This is a genomic window from Hymenobacter ruber (assembly GCF_054783255.1).
The window spans coordinates 638619-660807 of record NZ_BAAGQX010000003.1 but is presented as its reverse complement, the minus strand read 5'-3'; the positions used below and the strand labels follow the sequence as shown (position 1 = coordinate 660807).

Annotated in this window: 17 protein-coding genes; 5 read left to right on the top strand and 12 right to left on the bottom strand. The window is 63.1% G+C overall.

The genetic code is table 11. From position 1 onward, the window contains the following. Positions 1-138 precede the first annotated feature (138 nt). The 5 genes from ACYVM5_RS09725 to treF all read right to left on the bottom strand — a co-directional run bounded on the left by ACYVM5_RS09725 (position 139) and on the right by treF (position 8483). The gene (locus ACYVM5_RS09725) at positions 139-957 is read right to left on the bottom strand and encodes a porin family protein (RefSeq protein ID WP_460617927.1); all 819 of its coding nucleotides are present in this window, start codon (positions 955-957) and stop codon (positions 139-141) included. A gap of 296 nt (positions 958-1253) precedes the next feature. Then, positions 1254-4019, bottom strand: coding sequence for a DUF7619 domain-containing protein (locus ACYVM5_RS09720; protein ID WP_460617926.1), 2766 nt, complete (start codon positions 4017-4019; stop codon positions 1254-1256). Positions 4020-4290: 271 nt separating this feature from the next. Then, on the bottom strand, positions 4291-6042 hold the full coding sequence (locus ACYVM5_RS09715) for a hypothetical protein (RefSeq protein WP_460617925.1): 1752 nt from the start codon (positions 6040-6042) through the stop codon (positions 4291-4293). Then, positions 6039-6593 carry an RNA polymerase sigma factor gene (locus ACYVM5_RS09710; protein ID WP_460617924.1) on the bottom strand — a complete coding sequence of 185 codons (555 nt, stop codon included), beginning with the start codon at positions 6591-6593 and terminating at the stop codon, positions 6039-6041. Before ACYVM5_RS09710 ends, ACYVM5_RS09715 begins: the two co-directional genes overlap by 4 nt. A 258-nt stretch (positions 6594-6851) precedes the next feature. Next, positions 6852-8483, bottom strand: a complete 1632-nt coding sequence (gene treF / locus ACYVM5_RS09705) for an alpha,alpha-trehalase TreF (RefSeq protein ID WP_460617923.1) — start codon at positions 8481-8483, stop codon at positions 6852-6854. A gap of 273 nt (positions 8484-8756) precedes the next feature. Between treF and ACYVM5_RS09700 the strand changes: the two genes are divergently transcribed. From ACYVM5_RS09700 to ACYVM5_RS09685, 4 genes are all read left to right on the top strand, one after another. Beyond that, positions 8757-9164, top strand: coding sequence for a BlaI/MecI/CopY family transcriptional regulator (locus ACYVM5_RS09700; protein WP_460617922.1), 408 nt, complete (start codon positions 8757-8759; stop codon positions 9162-9164). Continuing rightward, the gene (locus ACYVM5_RS09695; protein ID WP_460617921.1) at positions 9142-10590 is read left to right on the top strand and encodes a M56 family metallopeptidase; all 1449 of its coding nucleotides are present in this window, start codon (positions 9142-9144) and stop codon (positions 10588-10590) included. Before ACYVM5_RS09700 ends, ACYVM5_RS09695 begins: the two co-directional genes overlap by 23 nt. Positions 10591-10833: 243 nt before the next feature. Further along, the gene (locus tag ACYVM5_RS09690) at positions 10834-11655 is read left to right on the top strand and encodes a class I SAM-dependent methyltransferase (RefSeq protein WP_460617920.1); all 822 of its coding nucleotides are present in this window, start codon (positions 10834-10836) and stop codon (positions 11653-11655) included. A gap of 112 nt (positions 11656-11767) precedes the next feature. Further along, the gene (locus tag ACYVM5_RS09685) at positions 11768-12805 is read left to right on the top strand and encodes a hypothetical protein (protein WP_460617919.1); all 1038 of its coding nucleotides are present in this window, start codon (positions 11768-11770) and stop codon (positions 12803-12805) included. Positions 12806-12924: 119 nt separating this feature from the next. Here the strand turns inward: ACYVM5_RS09685 and ACYVM5_RS09680 are convergent, their stop codons facing one another. The 4 genes from ACYVM5_RS09680 to ACYVM5_RS09665 all read right to left on the bottom strand — a co-directional run bounded on the left by ACYVM5_RS09680 (position 12925) and on the right by ACYVM5_RS09665 (position 17649). Further along, positions 12925-14496 carry an efflux MFS transporter permease gene (locus ACYVM5_RS09680; RefSeq protein WP_460617918.1) on the bottom strand — a complete coding sequence of 524 codons (1572 nt, stop codon included), beginning with the start codon at positions 14494-14496 and terminating at the stop codon, positions 12925-12927. A gap of 154 nt (positions 14497-14650) precedes the next feature. Next, a complete protein-coding gene (locus ACYVM5_RS09675) occupies positions 14651-15760 on the bottom strand; it encodes an HlyD family secretion protein (RefSeq protein ID WP_460617917.1) in 1110 nt (369 codons plus the stop codon). A gap of 55 nt (positions 15761-15815) precedes the next feature. Then, positions 15816-16265 carry a universal stress protein gene (locus tag ACYVM5_RS09670; protein WP_460617916.1) on the bottom strand — a complete coding sequence of 150 codons (450 nt, stop codon included), beginning with the start codon at positions 16263-16265 and terminating at the stop codon, positions 15816-15818. Positions 16266-16284: 19 nt separating this feature from the next. Further along, on the bottom strand, positions 16285-17649 hold the full coding sequence (locus ACYVM5_RS09665; protein WP_460617915.1) for a TolC family protein: 1365 nt from the start codon (positions 17647-17649) through the stop codon (positions 16285-16287). A gap of 224 nt (positions 17650-17873) precedes the next feature. Between ACYVM5_RS09665 and ACYVM5_RS09660 the strand changes: the two genes are divergently transcribed. Then, entirely contained in the window at positions 17874-20006 is a 2133-nt protein-coding gene (locus tag ACYVM5_RS09660; protein ID WP_460617914.1) for a sigma-54-dependent Fis family transcriptional regulator, read from the top strand. A gap of 4 nt (positions 20007-20010) precedes the next feature. Here the strand turns inward: ACYVM5_RS09660 and ACYVM5_RS09655 are convergent, their stop codons facing one another. The 3 genes from ACYVM5_RS09655 to ACYVM5_RS09645 form a co-directional block, all read right to left on the bottom strand. Next, positions 20011-20493: a DinB family protein gene (locus tag ACYVM5_RS09655; protein WP_460617913.1), complete on the bottom strand. Its 483-nt coding sequence runs from the start codon at positions 20491-20493 to the stop codon at positions 20011-20013. Between the two features lie 60 nt (positions 20494-20553). After that, the gene (locus tag ACYVM5_RS09650) at positions 20554-21627 is read right to left on the bottom strand and encodes a serine hydrolase domain-containing protein (RefSeq protein ID WP_460617912.1); all 1074 of its coding nucleotides are present in this window, start codon (positions 21625-21627) and stop codon (positions 20554-20556) included. Positions 21628-21717: 90 nt separating this feature from the next. Continuing rightward, positions 21718-22149 carry a DoxX family protein gene (locus ACYVM5_RS09645; protein ID WP_460617911.1) on the bottom strand — a complete coding sequence of 144 codons (432 nt, stop codon included), beginning with the start codon at positions 22147-22149 and terminating at the stop codon, positions 21718-21720. Between the last annotated feature and the right edge of the window lie 40 nt (positions 22150-22189).

Below are 22189 nucleotides of genomic sequence, written 5' to 3'. Positions count from 1 at the left end.
ATCCTGCTACTGTTCAAAACCAGAAAGGCCCCTCCGTTGCAGCGGAAGGGCCTTTTTTATTAATATATCTCGGATAATGACGAATAAATTGGAAGCTAAAAATCGAGGAATAAGATGGCCGATAATCAGCCGTAGAATTTAGAAGGAGTAGTTGAGGCCGACTTTGGCCACGCGGTTGTAGGCGCTGAAGCGGTTGTTGGCGTCGAGCGAGGTGAGGCCGTAGTCGTAGCCGGCGCTCAGGCCGAAGCCGTTGTCGAACTGGTAGCCCAGGCCGGCCACCGCGGCGAAATCAACCTTGCGCAACTGGTCCGAGACGTCGAAATCCTGCTTGTAGGCCGAGAAACCGAGCACGCTGGCATCCACCCGGGCCTTGCCGCTGACGAGGAACGAGGCCTGAGGGCCGGCGTAGAGGTAGAAGCCCGGCGTGATATACACCTTGGCCAGCACCGGCACATCCACATAGGCCAGGCGGGCCGTGCCGGTCACGCCGGCATTCAGGAAATCGAGGGCCGGGAAGGGCAGCGTACCTTTCAGCACCGCACCTTTTTCAGCGTAAGTAATGCCGGGCTCGATTGCAAAGCCGGGGCCGATGGGCAGCGTGGCGTACAGGCCGGCGTAGAAGCCGGGGCGCATTTGCTTCGTGATGGCGCCATCGGGCAGGTAGCCGGTCAGGTTGGTGAAGCTGTTCACGGCATCGCCCTGGAGGTCGGCCACGTTCAGGCCGGCCCGGAAGCCGAAGCGCACGCCGGAGGTGGAAGTGCTATTGGAAGTCGAATAGGTGGGTTTGGAGTAGCTAGGGGCGCGGCGCGTCGATGACGAACCCATGGGGCGGGGCGAGGGCGCGGCTTTGGGGTTGCCGTAGGCATCGCGGGCACCTTGGGCCGAGGCGGTGGTGAAGGTGGCCGAAATCAATAGGCAAGCCGCGGCCAGGCCGCCCGAAAGGCGTGAAATTTTCATAACCAGCAAGGGTTGAAACGAGTGAAAGAAACCGGCCGTTCGGGGCCGGACTCCCGGCCCGGCTATTGGGCCGATGCAGGGATACATTGCAAAACCGTGCCAAACCGCTGCTCAGAGGCTCGCCGCCCCGGCCCCTTTTTTCGGCTTAGCTGACCAACTCCGATAATTCCCGGATTAATAGCCGCACGAAATCGACCAATCCCGGCCCTGCTCAAAACGCAGAAAGCCGGACCGCCCAAATGAGCGGCCCGGCTTAGGGGCTGGAAAAAGTGGAAAGTGGAAAAAGGAAGAAGAAGCTAGCGGAGCACCACGCGGCGGCTGGTGGCCGGGCCGGTGGGCGGCGTGAGGCGCAGCAGGTACACGCCGGCCGCCAGGCCGTGCAGGTTCACCAGCTGGTGCAGCGGGCCGGCGGGGGCCGTGAGCGTCTGCCGGCGCAGGGGGCGGCCCAGCACGTCGAGCAGCTCGATGGCGACCGGGCCGGCGGTGGCCAGGTCGGCATCCAGACTGATGGCTTCGGTGGCGGGGTTGGGGTAGGCAGTCCAGGCCGCGTCGTCATGGCGGGCCAGGGCGGCGGTGGCCAGGAACACGGTGGTGGTGGCCGTGTTGGTGATGACCGGCGCGTTGTAGTCGAACACGATGCCGGCGTGGTTGGGGATGATTTCGCCCACCGTGAGCGTGGGGCGCGGCTGCACCCGGAACCGCACGAAGCCCTGCGAGCGAATGACATCGACGTTGCGCTCGGGCAGGTTGATGTTCAGGAAGCGCACCGTGAGCAGGCCGGTATTGGCCCCGGTGCTGGTGAGGCTCCAGATGCAGCTGTGCGACTGCGCTATCAAGTCCAGGCTGCTCAGGTTGAGCTTCTGCGAATCCAGCGTGTCGCTCAGAATAACCGTGGACGCGGCCGCCGTGCCCAGATTCTGGAAATGAATGATGTAGTCGAGCGGCTGCCGGGCCGCCACCTGGGCCGGCGTGAGGCGCTCGTAGTTCACCTCAATACTATTGGGGTCGTAGGAGGCCACCACGGTTTGGGCCAGGGTGGCGGTGTTGTCGGCGGGCGCTACATCGCCGGTGAGGGGGGCGGCAGCCGTGGATGCCAGCGCGGTGCCAATTACCACATTGGTGGGCAGGCTGAACAGGATGTCGTAATCCTGCCGGCCAAACTGGGCCAGGCTGCCATAGCTCCACGTCAGGGTCTGGCCCGTGCGGCTGGCGCTGGGCGTGCTGCTGACGTAGGTCATGTGGCTGTCGAGGACGAGGGTGACCGTGCCAGCCGGTACGGTAGTGGTACCCACGTTTTCCACCGCGAGGTGATAGCGGGTAGTGAAGCCGGGCCGGGCCGTGTTGTAAGGCGTGAGGACTACCCGCAAATCAGTCTGGTTGGCCACCGGGGCAATGCCAAAATGCTGCCCGGCTATCAGCTGATTATTGCCGCTGAACGTGCCCGCATACGTTCCGCTGGTGGGCTGCGTGAGGGTATAGTGCGCGGGGATGGCCGCCAGGCTCAGGGAATAGGTGCCGGGGTTGGCATAGGCCTGCACGCCGCCGTAGCTGTCTACGGGCGTGTAGGCGGTGGTGCTGCCCTGGGTAAGCACGGCCGTGAGCTGGCGCGGAAACAGGCCCTCGGTGGCATCCTGCTGGCCGTTGCCGTTCTGGTCGAAGTACACCTGCCCGCGCAGCGTGTTGGCGTAGGCGTTGAGGCGGCTCAGGATGGTGCCTTTGCCCACCGTGGTTTGGGCCCCGAGCAGGATGACGGAGAAGTTATTGAACGGGCTGCTGGGCAGGCCAACGGGGTACAGGTTGTCTTGGGTGTCGATGCCCAGCCCGGTAGGCGAGAAGTTGTAGGCCGTGGCCACCGGCCAGGCATCGGCCGAAGTCCACTGCGCCACGCCCTGGTCGTTGAAATGAACGAAGTTGTATGTCGCTTGCAGCGTGAGGGCGCCCACGTTTAATGGCGGCGCGGCATTGATAACCACCGTGGGGCCCGTAGTGCCTACTGCCAGATAGTAGCCCGCCGAGCTGGTAGTCGTTTGCCCGCCCCGCACCCATTGCAGCGTGCCCGCCGCATTATATTTTGCCAGAAAAATGCCGCTGACCAAGGTGTTGCCGCCCATTTGCACCGAGCCAGAGCTGGTGCCGGTCACGTAGCAGTTGCCGGCGGCATCGGCCGCTTGCGCATACGGATTGACAAAGCCCTGCACGGTAGAGCCCGCCGTGCCGAGCAGTTGCGTCCATTGGTGGGTGCCGGTCGCATCGAAACTGGTCACGAAGCCGTCGGTCAGCAGGCGGCCCGGGAGCAGGGCCGTGCCCGTACCCGCGCCCAGGTAAAGCGGCGTGTTGGTGATGGTGCCACTCAGGAGGCAGCCGCCGCCCGGCTTGGGCCCCAGGGTCAGGTAGAGCGGGAAAATAGAGGTGGTGTGCAGCACACGGACCCATTGCATGGTGCCCGCGCCGTTGGTGGCAAACACGTAGTTATCGGGGTAGCTCACCGGGGTAGTGCCCAGGGTACTATTGGCACCCACCGTGCCGCTGAAATAAGCATTGCCGGCGTTGTCGGCCACCACAGATGTGGCTCTATTGCCAAAAATAGAATTTGTGGGCAACGGGTTGCTCCACTGCAGCGTGCCTACGGCCGAGCATTTGGCATAAAAGGTCGAGCCTGGGGTAATGGGTACGTTGACGCCGCCCCAATTGGCCACGCCGTTGGCGTAAACAGTGCCTGTCAGAAACACCCCGCCCGTGCTATTGTCGGCAGCCATCTTGGTTATTTGGATAAAATGGAGGCCCTTTGCCCACACCAGGGTGCCCGTCGCGTCGTATTTGAGCATAACCTGCGAGGCGAAGCCGGTGAACAGGCTGCCGCCGGCCCGCAGGCTGTCTTTATAGCTCACGGCCAGGTAGGTATTGCCGGCCGCATCGGTGGCACTGGCTTGTGGCCGGACGGCAGTGGTATCATTGGCGCCCCGAACTAGATGGGCCCAGCCAAACGACTGTGCCCGCCCTGACCCCAGGCCGGCCACGAACAGAAAAAGCACCAGCAGGTAGCAATGGCGTAATATTTTCATCAGCTGCAAAAAATGGAAAGTGAAAAGCCGGAAGCGGGGCCTCGCGCCGCGAAACGCCTGTCGGTGCCGCCCCGGCCGGAGCGCGGCACCGCGTTTCAAAAGCCCAGACCAGCCGCCCCCCGAAAAGGCTGCCGATACGAAAGAAATTCTTTTGGTAATTGTCCTCCTGAGTGCAGCGAAGGCCCTTTTCATACTTGAGCTGGCCGCAGAATCCTGAATGACTCAGCCGTGAGAAGGGTCTTCGCTGCACTCAGGAGGACAGGTTTGCTACTCACAGCCCGAACCGCACCCCGAACATCAGCCCCGTGGAGGTGGCCTGCTGGCGCAGACCCGTCTCGGGCTTGTATAGGGATAGGGCCTGCCAGCGCATGCTCGGGGCCACGCTCAGGCTCAGGCGGGGCGTGAGGGCGTAGTTGAGGGCCAGCGAGCCGGCCAGGGCCACATTGAGGGCCCGGAAGGGGCCGGTGCCGGCGGTTATTTTCTCGGTGCGGAAGTTCTCGCCATCGTTCGTCACCACCTGCGTGCCGCCCAGGAAAAACTGGAGCTGCGCGCCCACGGCTACGTCGGTCCAGAGGCGGCTGGTGCCGGGCGCGGCCAGGCGGTAGCGCAGCAGCACGGGCACCGTGAAGAAGCGGTAGTTGGGCTGCAACAGCTTGGTGGTGAGGGTTTCCTTTTTGGTGATGGTGGGCGTGGTGACGCTGCGGGTAGTATGGGTGGTGTCGTGCTGCACGGTGGTGCTGAACACCGTGTCCTGGCGCGGCACATACACGGTATCGTAGCGAATGACCTGGCCGCTGCCATTGAAGATGGGCGAGAGCTGCGGCACCTGGATGACGCGGATGGAATGCGTCTGGTAGCTGGAGGTAAAGACGTTGGTGCTGGTCGTGGTCGTGGTGTTGTAGCTCACCAGCACGTCGGTGGTTTTGTTGGTGATGCGCAGGTCGGCCCCGAAGGCGGTGTAGCCCACGCCGCCGCCCACGCTCAGGCGCGGCGTGAGCTTGTACTCGGCCGTGAGGGCGGCGCTGAGGCCGGCGCGGCCGGTTTCGTGGTTGCGGCGCAGGGCCGTGAGCGAGTCGTTTTCGGGGCCTTGCAGAGCGAGGGTGTTTTGCTCGGGCGTGGCCGAAAGCACAACGCTCCAGCGGTGGACCAGTGGGCGCGGCCGGGCAGTATCGGGCGCGGAGGCGGTCACGCTGGGAGCAACCGGAGCCGCGCCGGGCAGGTCGCCAAGGGCCAGCAGCAGGCTGTCGGTGCGGCGCTGGAGGCGGAATAGCTCGGCCCGCTCGGTGCGCAGGTTGGTTAGGAGCGCGGCGCGGCCATCGGCCGGCAGTGTGCCAGGCGCGAGGGTGCCGATGCTGGGCAGCTGCTCCAGCGTCCGGCGTTCCAAGGCGGCGAGGGGACGCAGGGCAGGGGGCAGGGCTTCGGCGGCGAGCGGAAGGGTAGGAGTACCTGCCGAAATGCTTGGCGAAACCTGGGCCGCTACCGTTGCTGTTGGGGCGATAGTAGCGGCGCTATCATCCGGCAAAGGTGCGGCCCGGATGGTTCGCGTCGATTTAACGACTCCGGAGCTCCGGAGGGGGCTTTGTCGTCCGGAAATGGTGCCTCCGGAGTTCCGGAGCAGGCTTCGCTGTTCAAAAATGGTTGTTCCGGAGGTCCGGAGGGAACTTTGCTGCTCATAATTGGTCACTCCGGAGTTCCAGAGCGGGCTTTGCTGCTCGGAAATGGTCGTTCCGGAGCTCTGGAGCTTCGCCTGCGCATTATTCGAGGCAATACTGTTCGTTGGGTTTGCCCCCACCAAAGTAGCCGGCCCATGCGGCAGCAGCCAGCCGCCCAGCCCGGCCAGCAGGCCCGTGAGCACGAAAAGCAGCGGCACCAGCACCGGCCGGCGACGCTTGCGTAGCCGGGGCGGCGGGGGCAGGCGCTGCTCAATGCCGGCCCACACCGGCGCACCCGGCGTGAGCTCGAAGTCTTCGAATTTGCTGCGCAAAGACTCGTCAAGGCGGTTTTCTTCCGGTTCGGGCATCATAGTCGTAAGTAGTTGGCCTGCCGCTGGTGCAGCAGGGTGAGTTGTTTGCGGGCCTTGCTGAGCTGGGCCTTGGAGGTGCTCTCCTGAATGCCCAGCAGCTCCGCGATTTCGCCGTGCGTGTAGCCGTCCACGGCGTAGAGGTTGAGGACCATGCGGCAGCCATCGGGCAGCTGTTCCATCAGGGCCAGCACTTCGGCCACGCCCAGGCGGTCGAAGGCATCGGCATCGGGCGCGAAGGGCTCGGGCACGTCGTCGAGCAGCAATTGCTGGCGGCGGTGCTGCCCGCTTTGCCAGTGGTTAAGGGCCGTGGTCACCACAATACGCCGCACCCAGCCCTCCAAAGAGCCCTCGGCCCGGAACTCGCCCAAATGTGTAAACACCTTCACGAAAGCGTCCTGCAAAATGTCCTCGGCCTCCGTCACCGAGCGCACGTAGCGGCGCGCCACGCCCAGCATCCGTCCGGCATAGCGGGCATAGAGCGCCCGCTGCGCCGCCGGCTCGCGGCGACGGCAGGCGGCAAGAAGCGCGTCCAGTTCCGTAGAAAGGGGCATTTAGTCAGGAAAGCGGCGCAGCCCGGCCGGGTGCTGCCCGGCAGACAAGTTACCGCCCGAAAAGGCTGCTGCGGAGGACGAAAGTTTTTTTTGCCAGGACCGATGGCGCGGGCCTGTGGCCCGTGCCGACTGTTCGCAAGCCTCCGGCCTGCAATCTTTCGAATGGCATCGCAATCGCGTCGTTCTAACGTAGCGGGCCAGAGGCCCGCGAATAGCCGGCACGGGCCGCAGGCCCGCGCCATCCCCGCTTAACTGCCCCTACCGCGGCTGCTCCCGGTTCAGCAGCCGCAGCAGTACCCCGTTCGTCCACCCGAAACCGTCCTGCAACGGGTACTCGCCGCCGCCGGCGGGGCGGTTCACATTCTCCACATCGTACTTCTCCAGCAGCTTGCCGGTCTGGCCGTACACGCGGGTATTGAGGCGCACCCAGCGGTGGGCCACGGTGTCGGAGAGGGCTTTTTGGTCGTAGCGCGCCAGGCCCTCAATGGCCAGATGCTGCAGCGGGGCCCAGGCGTTGGGCGCGTCCCACTGCTGCTTGGTGGCCGATAGCGTGGTCACGAGGCCGCCGGGTTTCAGGAAGTTGGTTTGCAGCCCGGTGGCTACGCGCTTGGCCTGCTCCGGCGTGGCCAGCCCGTATGCCAGCGGGTACGTGCCCGCCAGGCTGCGCACCGTGGAGCGCTGCTTCAGGCGCCAATTGTAGTCCTGGAACCAGCCGGCTTTGGGGTCCCAGCTCAGGGCCAGCAGGGCGGTTTTGCGCTCGGCGGCCTTGCCCTCGTACAGGCGGGCCTGCGCGGGTTGGCCGGCCACGCGGGCCGCTTCGGCCAGCGTCATTTCCAGGTTATACAGCAGGCAATTCAAATCAACCGGCACCAAATCGGTGGTCTGAATGGTCTCCAAGCCCCCGCCGGGCTTGAACCAGCGGCTGCTGAAATCCCAGCCCGAGGCCGCGCCCGCCCGCATGTGGTGGTAGAACTGCGCGGCCGGCTGCTTGCTCTTTTTGGCGGCGGCCACGTCCTCGGCATAGGATTCTTCGCGGGGCTGGTCGCTCTCGTCCCAGTAGCGGTTCAGCAAGTCGCCGTTGGGCAGGCGCACCACGCGGTGGGCGGCGGTGCCGGGCTTCACGGTTTCGGCCCCCAGCATCCAGTAGCGGTACTCCGTTTCGAGGGCGGGGCGGTAGCGCAGCAGCTCACCGTTGCCCAGGTCCTGGGCCAGCAGTTTCACAATATCGGCGAAGAAAGGCGGCTGGGAGCGGGTGAGGTAGTACGTCCGGTTGCCGTTGGGAATGAAGCCGAACCGGCCCAGTAGGTAGGCAAAATTGTCGGTAATATCCTTCATCAGCTGCGTTTTGCCGGCCTCGGCCAGCCCCAGCATCGTGAAGTAGGAATCCCAGTAATACACCTCCCTAAACCGCCCACCCGGCACGATGTAGGACTTGGGCAGCGGCACCAGCGAGCGGAACTGGGCCAGTGAATCCTGAGCATCGGCGGCCGGAGCGGCGGGGCGGGCCAGCACCGTCCACAGCGTGTCGAGGTGGTGGCGCAGGCCGGCTTTCAGGTCGCTCGTGAAGGGGACTGCCGTGCTGGTCGGCATCGTAAAATGGCTTTCCACAAAGGCTTTCAGGTCGAAGCCCGGCCGGTCTTTCTCGCGTCGCCACGCCGCCAGAATGGTGGCCGGCCGCTGCTTCGGCGCGGCATCCACGAAGGTCTTGTTGTCGGGGAAAATGCGGCCCAGCTGCACATCCTCAAACAGCCCGGGAAACAGCTGCCGGGGCGAAAGCGGCACTGCGGTGGGCTTCGCAGCTACTAATGGCGTGGCGGCGGTTTCGGTCTGAGCCCAGACGGGTTGGGCGGCCAGCAGGCCGAGTAGCGAGCAGAATAGAGGTTTCAGCATGAGCGAAGAGCGAAGAAAGAATAGGGCGAAGCTGCCCGGCAGTGTATCAGGGTCGGGTTCAGGGTGGGTTTACGGTGGGTAGCGGCTTTGGCTTCGCAGCGCCTGCCGCCACTTCGTGCAGCTTTTTTCTGCTGAGGTGGGCTGGCTGCTGCAAGCTACTCAATTCCTTTATTTTCATGCAATAACATTCTGGGTGCAGCATAAACTAAATGAATAGTTTGTAAACTAAAATATTAGTTATACGTTTGCATTACCCTGACCCAACCCCGCTCCATGGACCCCTCCGCATTCCCCGAACTCACCCGCGCCGAAGAACAAGTGATGCAGGTGCTCTGGCGCCTCGGCCCCGCCTTCGTGAAGGACGTGCTGGCCGAGCTGCCCGCCCCCCAGCCGGCCTACAACACGGTTTCCACCATCATCCGCATCCTCGAAACCAAGGGGTTTGTCGACCACGAAGCTTTTGGGCGCACGCACCGCTACTTCGTGCTGGTGGCCCAGGACGACTACCGCCGCTTCTCGCTGCGCAAACTGCTGGGCGGGCACTTCGGCAACTCGTTCAGCCGCCTCGTTTCGTTTTTTGCCAAGGAAGAAAACCTCGACGCCGCCCAGCTCGACGAACTACTCCGCCACGCCGCCCACCCCCAAAACCCCGCCGACCATGAACCAACTCAGCCTGCTTAACTGGATGCTGCTCAGCACCGCCCTACTTGGCGCGTGGTGGGGGTGCTACCGCCTGGCCCTGCGCCCGGAGCGCAGCTTTGCCTACAACCGGGCCTTTTTGGTGCTGGGGCCGGTGCTGGCCGCCGGCCTGCCACTGCTGCCGCTGGCCTGGCCGGCCGGCTGGTGGGGCACCGGCCCGGCAGGCTTGGCCGGGGTAGCCGCCGTGCTGCTGCCAGCTGTGGAGGTGGGTGCGCCCGGCGCGGCTGCCGTGGCTACTGGTTCAGATTGGGGTTTCTGGCTATTAATGACTTACCTGGCTGGTGCAACCCTGATGCTGGCCCGCCTGGCCTACGGGCTGGGCCGGTTGTGGCGCACTGCCCGCCGCCTGCCCCGCACGGCCCACGCGGGCTACACCCTGGCCGAAACCCACGGCCAGCTGCCCACTAGCTCCTTCGGCCGGGTCGTGTTTTGGGATGAAACCCTGGCCCTGAGCCCGGCCGAGGCCCGCCAGGTGCTACGCCACGAGCTGGCCCACGTGCGCCAAGGCCACACCTACGACCGGCTGCTGCTGGAGATGCTGCGTGCGGCGCTGTGGTTCAACCCCTTCGTGCACTTCTGCGGGCGGGCCCTGGCCCTCACCCACGAGTACCTGGCCGATGAGGCGGCCCTGCACGATGACTCCTCGCCTGCTCCTTCCCTTTCCACTTCCTACTCCCAACTGCTGGCCCGGCAAGTGGCCAGCCGCCTCGGTTTCTCGGTTCCGCTTGCGCACTCCTTCTCCCATTCCCAAACCCTCAGTCGCATTGCCATGATTCAGAAAACCAATCCTATACGCCGCTGGAAACAGTGGCTTGTCCTGCCGCTGGCAGGCATGTTAGTCGTTGCCGTAGCCTGCGAGAAAGCCGCCCCGCCCGCCGAGCCGGCCTTATCCAGCGCGCCGGCCGATGCCCAGGTGGCTCCGCCCCCGCCCCCGAAGTTGGTATCAAATGCCGGCTCGGATACCCCGCCGCCACCGCCACCCGTTGTATACACCTACGTGGAGCAAATGCCCGAATTGGTCGGCGGAGGGGGCAACCGGGCCATTGTCGAATTCATTCAGAGCCACCTGAAATATCCCACCAATCTGTCCGCCGCCGAGCGGGTTGATGGCACCGTATTCGTGCAGTTCATTGTGAACGAAAAGGGCATTGTTCAGCCTGAAACGGTGAATTTGGTGAAGAGTCTGTCTGCGCCTTATAACACCGCCGTGGTGCAGGCCGTGCTGCAATTGCCCCGTTTCACGCCCGGCATGCAGCGTGTGCCGGCCGAAACCGGCCCCAAGAAACCCGTGGCCGTGAGCTTCACCGTGCCCGTTCGCTTTGCCTGGAAAAATTCGGTAGGCTTTTCTGGGGCCATGCGGCTTGACTGGCGAGGGTGGGAAATACCATCTTCTGGCGCCGGCTGCTAGCGGAGACATATTCCGGCATCAATAAAAATCGAGAGAAACCGCTCGAAAAGCTCCAGCCTGCGCCGGGGCCTTTCTGCGTTGAAGGCTCTGGGAGAAAGCCAAGCGCAGCCACCGAAGTAACTTTAGGGCCGGAAGTGGCTGTTAGGGCTGCTTTTTAGTTATTAGGGGTTTGTTGTCAGTTGCCGGGTTTTGCTCGCACCGTCGAAGGCCGCCCAACTGACAACCAGTACCCGACCACCCGCTATGTCCCGTTTCTCCGTTGCCCTTCAGGCTTTGCGCAGCCTGGCCCGCACTCCCTCGCTGCTCAACCACGTCATCGCCGGCGATGTGGGCGAATGGCAGCGCCGGGCGCTTGCCCACGCTGGGCGTCGCCAACTCACGGCCAAAGGCCTGCCCATGGTGCCGCTGGCCACGTTCCTGAGCCCGACCGATACCACGGTGCGCCCGTTTGCCTTCCGCGAGGGCGGTTCCCTGCCTACTGATTTGCTGCTGCTGCGCGCCCTGGCCCGCCGCGTGCCGGGCGGTGCCTATTTCGAAATTGGCACCTGGCGCGGCGAAAGCGCCGCCAACGTGGCCGAAGTCGCCGCCGAAGTTTTCACTCTGAACCTGTCGGATGCGGAAATCCGCGCCCTCGGTCTGCCCGAGCGCTACATCGAGCTGCACGGTTTTTTCTCGAAACCATTGCCCAATGTGCGCCACCTGCACGGCAACTCGGCCACCTACGATTTCGCTAGTTTGGGCGGGCCGTTCGACGTGATTTTCATCGATGGCGACCACCGCTACGAGGCCGTGCGCATCGACACGAAGCGGGTATTTGAGCACTTGGTAGGCCCCAACACTACCGTGGTGTGGCACGATGCCAGCCGCCAGCCCGGCGAGCCGCGCTGGGAAGTGCTGGCTGGCCTGCTCGACGGGCTGCCCGCCACGGCCACCGGCCAGCTGGTGCAAGTCGAGAACTCGCTGTGCGCGCTCTATTCGCCCACGCCGCTGCCCGCGCAGGTGCCCGACCCGCTTGCCGACCCCGCCACTTGGTTTGAGGTGACGCTGACGCCGGTTTCGCGCTAGCTCCTAAACCGAGACGCAGGATTTAAGCTGGTTTTAATTGCTAGGCCAGAAACAGCCCAACGGAAACGCTTACCTTTGAGGTAACTATTGCTCGCTTTGTTCCCCATTATCAGTGTCTTTAAACGCAACCTCTAGCGCATTCGTCGCTACTCTGGGCCTGATGGCGGCCCTGGCCCTGCCCGCCTGTTCCACCCGCCCCGCCGAGGGCGAAAAAGGTGCTGCCAGCACCGCTGCTGCTGATGGCGAAGCCGCCGCCCAGCCCGCCCCCGTCGACACCATCAAGCTGAAGATGCAGGCCATGCGCCGCGACTCGCTCAAGGCCGACAGCATTGCCAAAAAAACCGGCCAGCTGCCGGGCGCCATCCTGCCGGGCCACCGCATCGTGGCTTTCTATGGCAATATTCGCTCGAAGGGCATGGGTATTCTGGGCCGCGAGCCCAAAGAACAGATGTTCCGCAAGTTTGCCGGCGTGCTGAAGGAGTGGCAGGCCGCCGACCCCAGCATTCCGGTGCAAGCCGCGCTGCACAACGTGACCATCACGGCCCAGGGCTCCCCCGGCAAAGACGGCAAATGGCGTCTGATGAATTCCAAAGCCACCATTGAGGAGGTGATTTCCTGGGCCCGGGAACACAAATGCATCCTGTTTCTGGATGTGCAGCCCGGCCACAGCACCCTGCAGACCGAACTGCCCAAGCTGGAGGAATACTTGAAGCAGCCCGATATCCACCTCGGCATCGACCCCGAGTTTTCGCTGGCCACCATGCCCGGCGTGCGCCCGAATCAGAAAATCGGCACCCTCGACGCCAAGGACGTGAACTTCACCATCAACTTCCTGGCCCGCATCGTGAGCGAAAACCACCTGCCGCCCAAGGTGCTCACCGTGCACCGCTTCACCCGGAAGATGCTGACCAATTACAAAAACATCAAGCTCGACCCCCGCGTGCAGGTGGTGATGCACATGGACGGCCACGGCGAGCCCACCCTGAAAAAGGATTCGTACCACGACTACATTCAGACCGAGCCCGTGCAATACACCGGCTTCAAGCTGTTCTACGAGTACGATGCCCGGCCCGCTCCCCACCACATCATGACCCCCGTGGAAGTGCTGAGCCAGCTTAACCCCAAGCCGCTGTACATCCAGTACCAGTAGTTGTAAACCAGACCAACTAAAAAGGGCTTCCTGCTAAATGCAGGAAGCCCTTTTTAGTTATTTATAAATATAATTCAATCGTCACCTAATCAAGCCACATAGCATAGTGGTTTGTCGGTTTAGTGCGCGGCGTTCAGGTCGATTTTCTCGGTGCTCTTGGCGCGCTTGATGAGCAGCACCAGTGGCAGGCAGCACACGAAGAACAGGCCAATCATGGCAAACACCTGCGAATAGGTGATGATGGAAACCTGCTTCATAAGGATGCCTTCCAACGCGGCATAAGCCTGTTTCTGGGCCTGTTCCATCGTGAAGCCGTGGGCCATGAAGTTCTGCGTGAAGGCCTGGATGCGCTGCACCGTGGCGTTGTCGTAGAGCGAGATGTGGGCCAGCGGGCTGATGCGGTTCTGGGCAATGCTGCGCTCCAGGTACGTGCCCACAATGGCCACCCCGAACGAGCCGCCGAGCTGGCGAATCATGCCGGTGAGGCCGGCCGCCTGGCCAGCGTCTTTGCCTTTCAGACCGGCCAGACTCATGGTGGTGATAGGCAGGAAAATTAGGCCCATGCCCAGGCCGCGCACCATCAGGGGCCAGAAGAAGTCGGACTCGCCGGCGGTGGGCGAAATGACGTTGGCCATCCAGAATGTGAAGCCGAAGAAGATGAGGAAGCCCGTCGGAATCATCACCTTTTGCGGGATGCCGGCCTGCAGCATTTTGCCAATCACGGGCATCATAAAGCCGGAAGCCAACGCGCCAGGCAGTAGCATGTAGCCCGTTTGGGCGGCCGTGAAGCCCAGAATGCGCTGCGTGAAAATGGGCAGAATGAATACCGAAGCAAACATGCCAAAGCCCAGCACAAACGACAGCACCGAGCCCACGGCCAGGTTGCGGCTCTTGCCCAGCACGCGCAGGTCCACAATCGGGGCCTTCGCCGTCAGCTCGCGCCAGATAAAGCCCAGCAGGCCAATGGCCGCCAGCAGCGCGAAGCTGTTGATGTAGGCGCTTTCGAACCAGTCCTCGGTTTCGCCTTGCTCCAGTACCAGCTGCAGCGAGCCCACACCCAAAATCAGCAGGAAAATGCCGGCCCAGTCAATCTCGCGCAGTGGCCGGGGAATGGCGTTTTTGATGCGCTCGGGGTCGCGGATGAAGGCGAGGGTGAAGATGGCGGCCAGGATGCCCACCGGCACGTTCACGTAGAAAATCCAGGGCCAGTCGTAGTTATCCACGATGTAGCCGCCCAGCGTGGGGCCGATGGTGGGGCCGATAATCACGCCCATGCCAAACAGGGCCTGGCCCAGCGGCAGCTGCTTGGGCGGGAAGGTATCAATCAGAATAGCCTGCGAAGTGGCCATCAAAGCGCCGCCGCCGATGCCCTGCACGAAGCGGAAGGCCACCAGCTCCCACAGGTTGGTGCTCTGGCCGCAGGCCATGGAGGCCAGCGTAAAGAGCACTACGGAGAAGAAAAAGTAGTTTTTGCGCCCGAACTGCTCGGCCAGAAAGCCGGTCATCGGAATCACAATCACGTTGGCGATGCCGTAGGCGGCCACCACCCAGGTCACTTCCTGCTGCGTGGCCGAAAGGTTGCCCATCATCTGGGTCAGGGCCACGTTCACGATGCTGGTATCAATCAGCTCGAGCAAGACGCAGAGGACCACCGTCACAACGATAATCCACTTGGTAAATCCGGTTTCCATTAACTAGCTGTTTAAGTGTTAAAAAAGGCCGTCATGCAGAGCGCAGCGAAGCATCTTTACTGCTCAACTAATCCTAATAAATTGGATTACTTACTGCGGGCAAGATGCTTCGCTACGCTCTGCATGACGGCCTTATTGGCCACTGCCTTTTTACCTATTTCACCTGCACCACCGCATTCACGCTCATGCCGGCGCGGAGCGGGTGCTGGGGGTCTACCTTATCCAGAGCGATGCGCACCGGAATCCGCTGGGTCACTTTCACGAAGTTGCCGCTGGCGTTGTCGGGGGGCAGCAGGGCGAAGCGGGCGCCGGTAGCGGCCGAAAGGCTCTCGATGTGGCCCTGGAACTCCTCTTTGGGGTAGGCATCCACTTCCAGTTTCACGGGCTGGCCCACTTTCATGTCTTCCAGCTGAGTTTCCTTGAAGTTGGCCACTACCCAGGTGCGGGCGCTGCCCACAATGCCGAACAGCTGCTGGCCGGGCCCTACCACCTGGCCGGGCTGCACATTTTTCTTGCTGATGATGCCATCCTGCGGGGCGGTGATGGTCGTGTAGCTGAGCTGCAGCTTGGCGTTGTCGAGGTCGGCCTGGCGCTGTTTCACCACGGCCTGGGCCACGGCAATCTGCTGCGAGGCGGCGGCTACCTGCTGGCGAGCCACGCTCACCTGGTCGGTAGCGGTGGCGCGCTGGGCGGCGGTGGCTTTCAGGTTGGCCTGCACGGCATCGTACTCACTCTGCGGGATGATGTCCTGCTTGCGCAACAACTCGCTGCGCTTGAGGTCTTTCTGCAGGCGCTCCTGGTTTGCCTGGCTCACGCCGATGCCGGTTTGAGCGGTGCGAACGTTGGCGCTGGCGGTAGCCACGCCGGCACGGGCGGCCGTTACCTGGGCCTGGGCAGCGAAGAGGGCGGCCTCAGCGGCGTTCACGCGCTGCTGGTAGTCGGCCGGGTCGATGGTTACGAGGACGTCGCCCTTTTTCACGGGCATGTTGTCGTCCACTTTCACTTCGAGCACCGGGCCGCCCACGCGGGGCAATACCGGGTACACGTCGCCTTCTACCTGGGCGTCGTCGGTGCTTTCGTGGGCTTTGGCAAACTGGTAGCGCGTGAAGCCGTAGTAGCCGCCGCCCAGCAATACCAGTAGCATGATGATGAGAACAAGCGGGTTACGCTTTTTGGGCTCCTCCAGGTGCTCGCCTTCGGCGGCCGCATTTGGATAAGGAGCAGGGGCGTTTTGAACGGCGGGGGAAGTTTCGGTCTGGGCCATCTTAGTTAACTATTCGGGGGCGGTGTTTTACGAAAAAAGGAGGGCAGCGGCGGCGTTAGGCCTGGTTCGCTGCGGGTTCGGATTGAAGCGGGGCGCGCACCAGCAGGGTGGCACACCGGGCGGTGCGGAGCACGATTTCGGCCGTGGTACCCATCAGAAAGCGGGTGAGGCCCGTTTGGCCGTGTGCCCCAATAACAATTAAATCAGCCTGTTGGCGGTCGGCTTCGGCCACAATTTCCGGGGCGGCTTCGCCGCGCACCATGCCGGTGTGCACCAGCGTCACGCCGGCGGCTTCGGCGGCGTTGCGTAGCTCCTGCATCCGGCCTTTGCAGGGCGCAAACACCGTAGCATCGGGCCGCTGGCCGGTGGGGTCCTCCTGCGGCTCGCACACGTGCAGCAGTCGCAGCTCGGCGCCCGTGGCCACGGCCAGGGCCGCCGCATAGGCCACCAGCCCAGCCGACGCGGCCGAGAAATCGAGCGGACAAAGGATGGTGGTGAGGTTCATTGTGGTGGTCACTAACAGCCTATTGCCAAATCTGCTCGCCGGTGGCGCGGCGCAGCTGGTACTGGCCCAGCGTGTAGTTGTACTCGGCCTGCACCAAGGCCAGGCGGGCCTGGGCGAGCTGGGTTTCAGCGTCCAGCACGTCGAGGTTCTGGCCCACGCCATAGCGATACCGGTCGCGGGCTTTGCTCAGAGCTTCAGTGGCTTGCGCCACTTGCTGCTGGGCATTCTCGTGGCGGGCCTGGCTGAAATCCATGTTGTTGACGGCCTGCCGTACATCGGCGCGGATTTGCTCCTGCGTGTCGGCGGTGCGGGCCACGGCGGCGCGGGAGATGGCGGCTGCCTCTACTCGCTGCTTCTTGTTCTTGTTGCCGTCATAAATCGGCACCGACAGCTGCAGCACGCCTACCGTATTGAAGCGCAACCGGTCGATGTCGGGCAGGATGTAGCCGTTTTTAGCGCCGGCCTGCACGCCCGCGCCGAGGCTGGGCATGTTGCTTTTCTCGATGAGGCGGGCTTGCAGCGCGGCCGTGTTCTCGGCATCGCGGGCCAGCTTCACTTCGGGGCGGTTGTTGCTGGCTTTGGCTACCTCGGCTTCCAGGTTCACGGCCTGGGGCTCGTAGGTGAGGCGGCCTTTCACCGGAATGTCGGCCTGGGCGGGCTTGTGCAGCAGGCGGGCCAGCTGCACCTGCTGGTTGCGCAGCTGGTTTTGCAGGTCGAGCTTGGTGTTCTGGGCCTGGGTGATGCGCACGTCAGTCGTCGTCACGTCGAATTTCGTGCTCACGCCGGCCTCCACGCGCTTGTTCATTTCGTTGCGGTGGGCTTGCAGCGAGGCAATCTGCTGGTCCTGTACCTTGATGCTCTCACGCATGAACAGGATGTTGTAGTACACCTGCGCGGCGTTGAAAGCCAGGTCGCGGCGGGCCACGGTGATGTTGTCCTGCGCTGTCTGCACCTGCGACTCGGCCACTTTCACCGTCGCGTCGTTCTTGCCGAAGTCGAACAACAGGTACTGCGCGGTGAGGTGAAAGTCGTAGTTGTTGTTGGGCGCAAACTGGAGCGTTTCGCCATTAAACGGCAGCTTCACCACCGGGTCGATGCGGGTGTAGGTGGCCGTGCCCGTTACCTGAGGCAGGAAACCCGCCCGCGTCTGGCTCAGGCGGCTGGTCGAAGCGGCCGAGAGCTCGGTGAGGTTGGTGATGCTGGGGTTGGCGTCGAGTACGGCTTGCAGCGTCGCGCCGAGGGTCAGGGAGTCGCTGGCCAGGCCAATGGCCTGAGCGGCGGCCGGCACGCTGGGCTGGTTTTGGGCCAGCGCCGGCTGGGCCAGCAGCAAGCCGCCAAACAGCGACAAACCGGCAAAACCCTTGAGGTGTTGATGAGAAAACATAAGGCCAAGTGGCATAGGGTGTGCACCGCCCTTACCGAAAGCCATGCCAGCACCAATGAGAGAAAGTTTTTACCTATCTACCCGTTGAATACTAGATAATTAAAATTAAGTTGTGAAGTTCTGAAGTAAATTGAAAAGGGAAACGTCATCTTATCTGTTCCTCAAATAGCAGGAATTACCCCAATTTTATTCCTCATATTTAAGGGAATTTTAATTTCAAGCCGGTGCCTACCAACGACGAAAACCTGCTGCTGCACCTTAACGAGGCCATTGCGACCATTCGCGACAAAGACCAACTATTCAAGGTAGTCACGACCAAGCTGCGGCTGATTTTTCCGTTCGATTTTATCGGCATCAACGTGTTTGATAAGGAGTTGCAGATGAAGCGGCTGTTTCTGCGCGACTATTACGGCACCGACGAAGCACCGGTAATACCCGCCGGCCTCGACCACTTCACGCCCATCGCCGGCTCGCCCATCGAGAAGCTGGTGGCCGCGCCGCGCGTGCAGCAGTTCACCCCCCAGCAATACCTGGCCGACTACCCGAACTACGCGCCGTTCAACAAGTTTGATAAGCTGGGCGTGAAGCACATAACGGCGGTGCCGCTGCACATTGGCGGACTGTTGACGGGCTTTCTCACGTTGGCTTCGCGGCGGGTGCCCAACCTCACGGCGGCCGATGAAATACTGCTGGGCAAACTCGGCTCCCTCATCGCCGTAGCGGTGGCTAACACGCTGGCATTCGAGGAGGTAGCGCGCCGGGAGCAGGAGCGCACCCTGCAGCTCAGCATCACCAATGCCCTGCTCAGCATCAAGCAGCGCGAACCGCTGTTCCGGGCCGTGGCCGAGGGCCTGAGCAAAGTGGTGCCGTTCGACTACTTCGGCCTGCGGGTGCAGCGGGCCGGGCGACAGGAGCCGTTCGAGGGTTTCGCAGAGTTTTCGCGCACGGCCGGCGACCTGATGGCCCCGATGCTGGCCCTCGACCCCAACCGGAGCAACGGGCTGAACCAGCTGGACCGCTCGGCCATGTATCATCAGCTGAACGAATTGCTGCAAACCCCCGGCCTGTACACCGCCGATGATTTTCGGGCCCAGGCCCAGCGCTACCCGTTGCTGCGCCAGATATACGAGGAATACGGCACACGGGCCATGCTCATCGTGCCCATCTGGCAGCGGACCGATGGCGCGGCCGTGCTCATCCTGGCCTCATCTAACCCACTGGCTTTCCGCCCCGAAGACTTGGACACGGTGGTGTCGTTGGCCCCGCAAATCGCCCTGGCGCTGGAAAACCTCTTCGCCTTTGAGCAGATTGAGGAGCTCAAGGCCCATGTGGAGCAGGAGCGCACTTATCTGGTCGATGAAATTAACACCTCCGCCCGTTTCGGGGCCGATTCGGGCGCGTTTGTGGGCAGTGGGCCGGCCCTGCAGCGGGTGCAGCTCCGCATCAGCCAGGTAGCTCCCACCGATACCACGGTATTGATTTCGGGAGAAACCGGCACTGGTAAGGAGTTGGTGGCCCGCGAGCTGCACAATGCCTCGCCCCGCCACGCCCGCGCCCTCATCAAGCTCAACTGTGCCGCGCTGCCGGCACAGCTTATTGAAAGTGAGTTGTTTGGGCACGAAAAAGGTGCTTTCACGGGCGCGGTAGAGCGCCGCATCGGCAAGTTTGAGCTGGCTAACGGCGGCAGTATTTTCCTGGATGAAATCGGCGAGCTGCCGCTTGATTTACAAGCCAAGCTGCTACGCGTGTTGCAGGAACGGGAGTTCGAACGCCTGGGCGGCACCAAGGTGCTGCACTCCGATGCCCGCGTCATCGCCGCCACCAACCGCGTGCTGGCCGACGAAGTGGCCGCCGGCCGCTTCCGCGCCGATTTATACTACCGCCTCAACGTTTTTCCCATCGAGCTGGCCCCGCTGCGCGAGCGCCGCGAAGACATTGAGCCGCTGCTGCGCCACTTCGTCCAGCGGCTGAGCAAACGCCTGGGCAAACCCATCCGCCAAGTGCGCCCCGCTGATTTAGCCGCGCTGCAAGCCTATAGCTGGCCTGGCAATATCCGCGAGCTGGAGCACGTGCTGGAGCAGTCCATCATCGTGAGCCAGGGGCCTTTTTTGGAGTTTGCCGGTTTTGCCGGGGCTCCGCTGATGGTGGCCGCTGCCGCTCCAACCACTCAATCCCCGGCTCCCATCAAAACGCTGAAGGAACAGGAGCGCGACCACATCTTGGCGGCCCTCACGCGCACCGGCGGCCGGGTGAGCGGGGCGCAGGGCGCGGCCCTGTTGCTCGACATCAACCCCAAAACGCTGGAAGCCCGCATGAAAAAGCTGGGCATTCGGCGCACGGTGGGCGTGGAGGCGTAACGGCCTATTTCCACGCCTTCAGCAGGCGGCGCACCAAGATGATTTCGCCCGTGTGGTAGGCGTTGTGGTCGGCAATGAGCATGGCCTCGCGCAGGATGGTCTGGCCGGTGCCGTGCGGGATGGGGGCCAGCAGGTCGGTGCCCGGCGCGTGCAGCAGATGGAGCATCCGCTGCCGGTCCTGCCGAATATGGTCGAGGGTTTCCTGCCATTGCTCCTCATCGGCGGTGGCGTCCGGAGTGGGCCAGTAACCAGCGGGCCATTCCGGCGATTTGTGCTCAGGTTCGACGCAGAATTCCACAATGTCCCACTGCGCAATGCGAATGTGCTCCACCAGCTGCCAGATGGTATAGGGCACGTCGGGCACGCGCTGGTTCCAGATTTTGGGCGTGAGGCCGGCGCAGGCATCCTCCAAGGTAGCATGGGCGTTGCCCTTCGTGAGGAGACTGGTTAGTTCGGCCAGCAGGCCTTTTTGGTCGGGTCTATCCATAAATGTTCTACTAACTTCGATGTAAATCGGTTGCTTGGCTAGTGTTGTCCGCGGCCCGGCCTACTCGGCCAGCCACTGCGCGGCCCGGTACTCGCCCGGCCCGAAAAATAGCCGCAGCAGCTCCTCGGTCATTTTGGGGCCGTTGGCGCTGTTGGTGAGGAACACCAGGGTGGCCTTTTCGGCGGGCAGCGTCATGTAGAAGCCTTTGAAGTTGCCGTTGTCGCCCCACTGCCACTGGGCCAGGCCGTGGCTGGTGGTGGCCAGCCCCACGCCGCAGGCCCAGGCCACAAATGGGTCGGTGGCCGTGGTGGGCTGGCCGCAGCGCCGGGCCTCGTTGGCAGGCGTGAGCAGGAGCTGCGCCGTGACAGGTTTCAGGCCCCAGCCCGTCATCAGGGCTTGTAGAAAAAGGCTGTAGTCGGCGGCCGTGCTGAGGAGGCTAAATGCCCCGTAGGCCGCCGGAAAGCGCGTGATGGGCGTGGGCCGGCCCTGGCCGTCGTGGCCCGAAGCGGCGTTGGCGGCCATTTTCTCCTGCCACACAAAGCGGCTGTGCATCATGCGCAGCGGTCCGAAAACTTCCTCCTGCGCCAGCGTCTCAAACGGCTTGCCGGCAAGGTGCTCCAGGGTTTTTTGCAGCCATATGTAGCCCTCGCCCGAGTAATTCCAGCAGCTGTCGGGCGCGTATTTCAGGCACAGCGGCGTAGTGGACCAGTCTGGGCTGAGCGGGTTGGCGGCCCAGTTGGGCAGGCCCGTGGTGTGGCCCAGCACCATGCGGGGCGTGATTTTGTCGGCATTGGCTGCGCCCTGCAGCCGGGGGTAGGGCGCATACGTCAGCAACGGCTTATCAAGGCTGAGCACGCCCCGGTCGAGCAGGCGCAGCGTGACGTAGGCCAGCACCGCCTTGCCCAGCGAAGCAGCTTCGAAGGTGGTAGTGGCATCTACGGCGGCGGGCTGGCCGGCGGTGCGCTGGCCCAGCGCGTAAGCGTGCGTCTTGTCGCCGCGGGTGTACACCAGCTGCATCCCCGGCACGTTGGCCTTGTGCACTAAGGCCCGGATTGTGGCCGCTGATGGAGCCGGCTGGGCGCGGGAAACCGTGCCGGCCAGTAGCGCCAGCAGTAATAGGAAAGGAAATTTCATAACCGATAAAGCGGCGCAATAGCGCGCGGCTCAAAGGTCGGCGGAAAACCTAAAGCAGACGGAATGAAGCCCGCATTGCTTGGCCAGAATCTATTTCCGGTGTGTCTTCCGCTGCTGCAAAGCCGTCAAAGCCCCGGTCGAATACAGGGCCGCGCCCATCAGCACGGGCTGGAAGAACAGCCGGGCCAGCCGTTTGGCATCGGTGTCGAGGCCGAAAGCCGAAATATGCTCGGTGTACTGGTGCACATTGCCCGGAAACACCGCCGCGTAAAATGCCGCCAGCCCGATGCCCATGGCCACCCGCCGCCGCTTCCAGAACAGCAGCGCCAGTCCCAGGCCAATTTCAACTACCCCCGATTGCAGCACCACGGTGTCCTTGTCCAGCGGCACAAAATCGGGCACCTGGGCCTGAAAATCCTGTCGGGCAAAGGTGAGGTGGCCGGTGCCGGCCACCACCATAAAAGTGCCCAGCAGCCCGCGGGCCACGTTTTGAAGAGTAGTGGTGTGAACGTGCTGTCGCATGGCTTTCTGGTTGAGTGCAGAAGCTATACGGCCGGCGCGC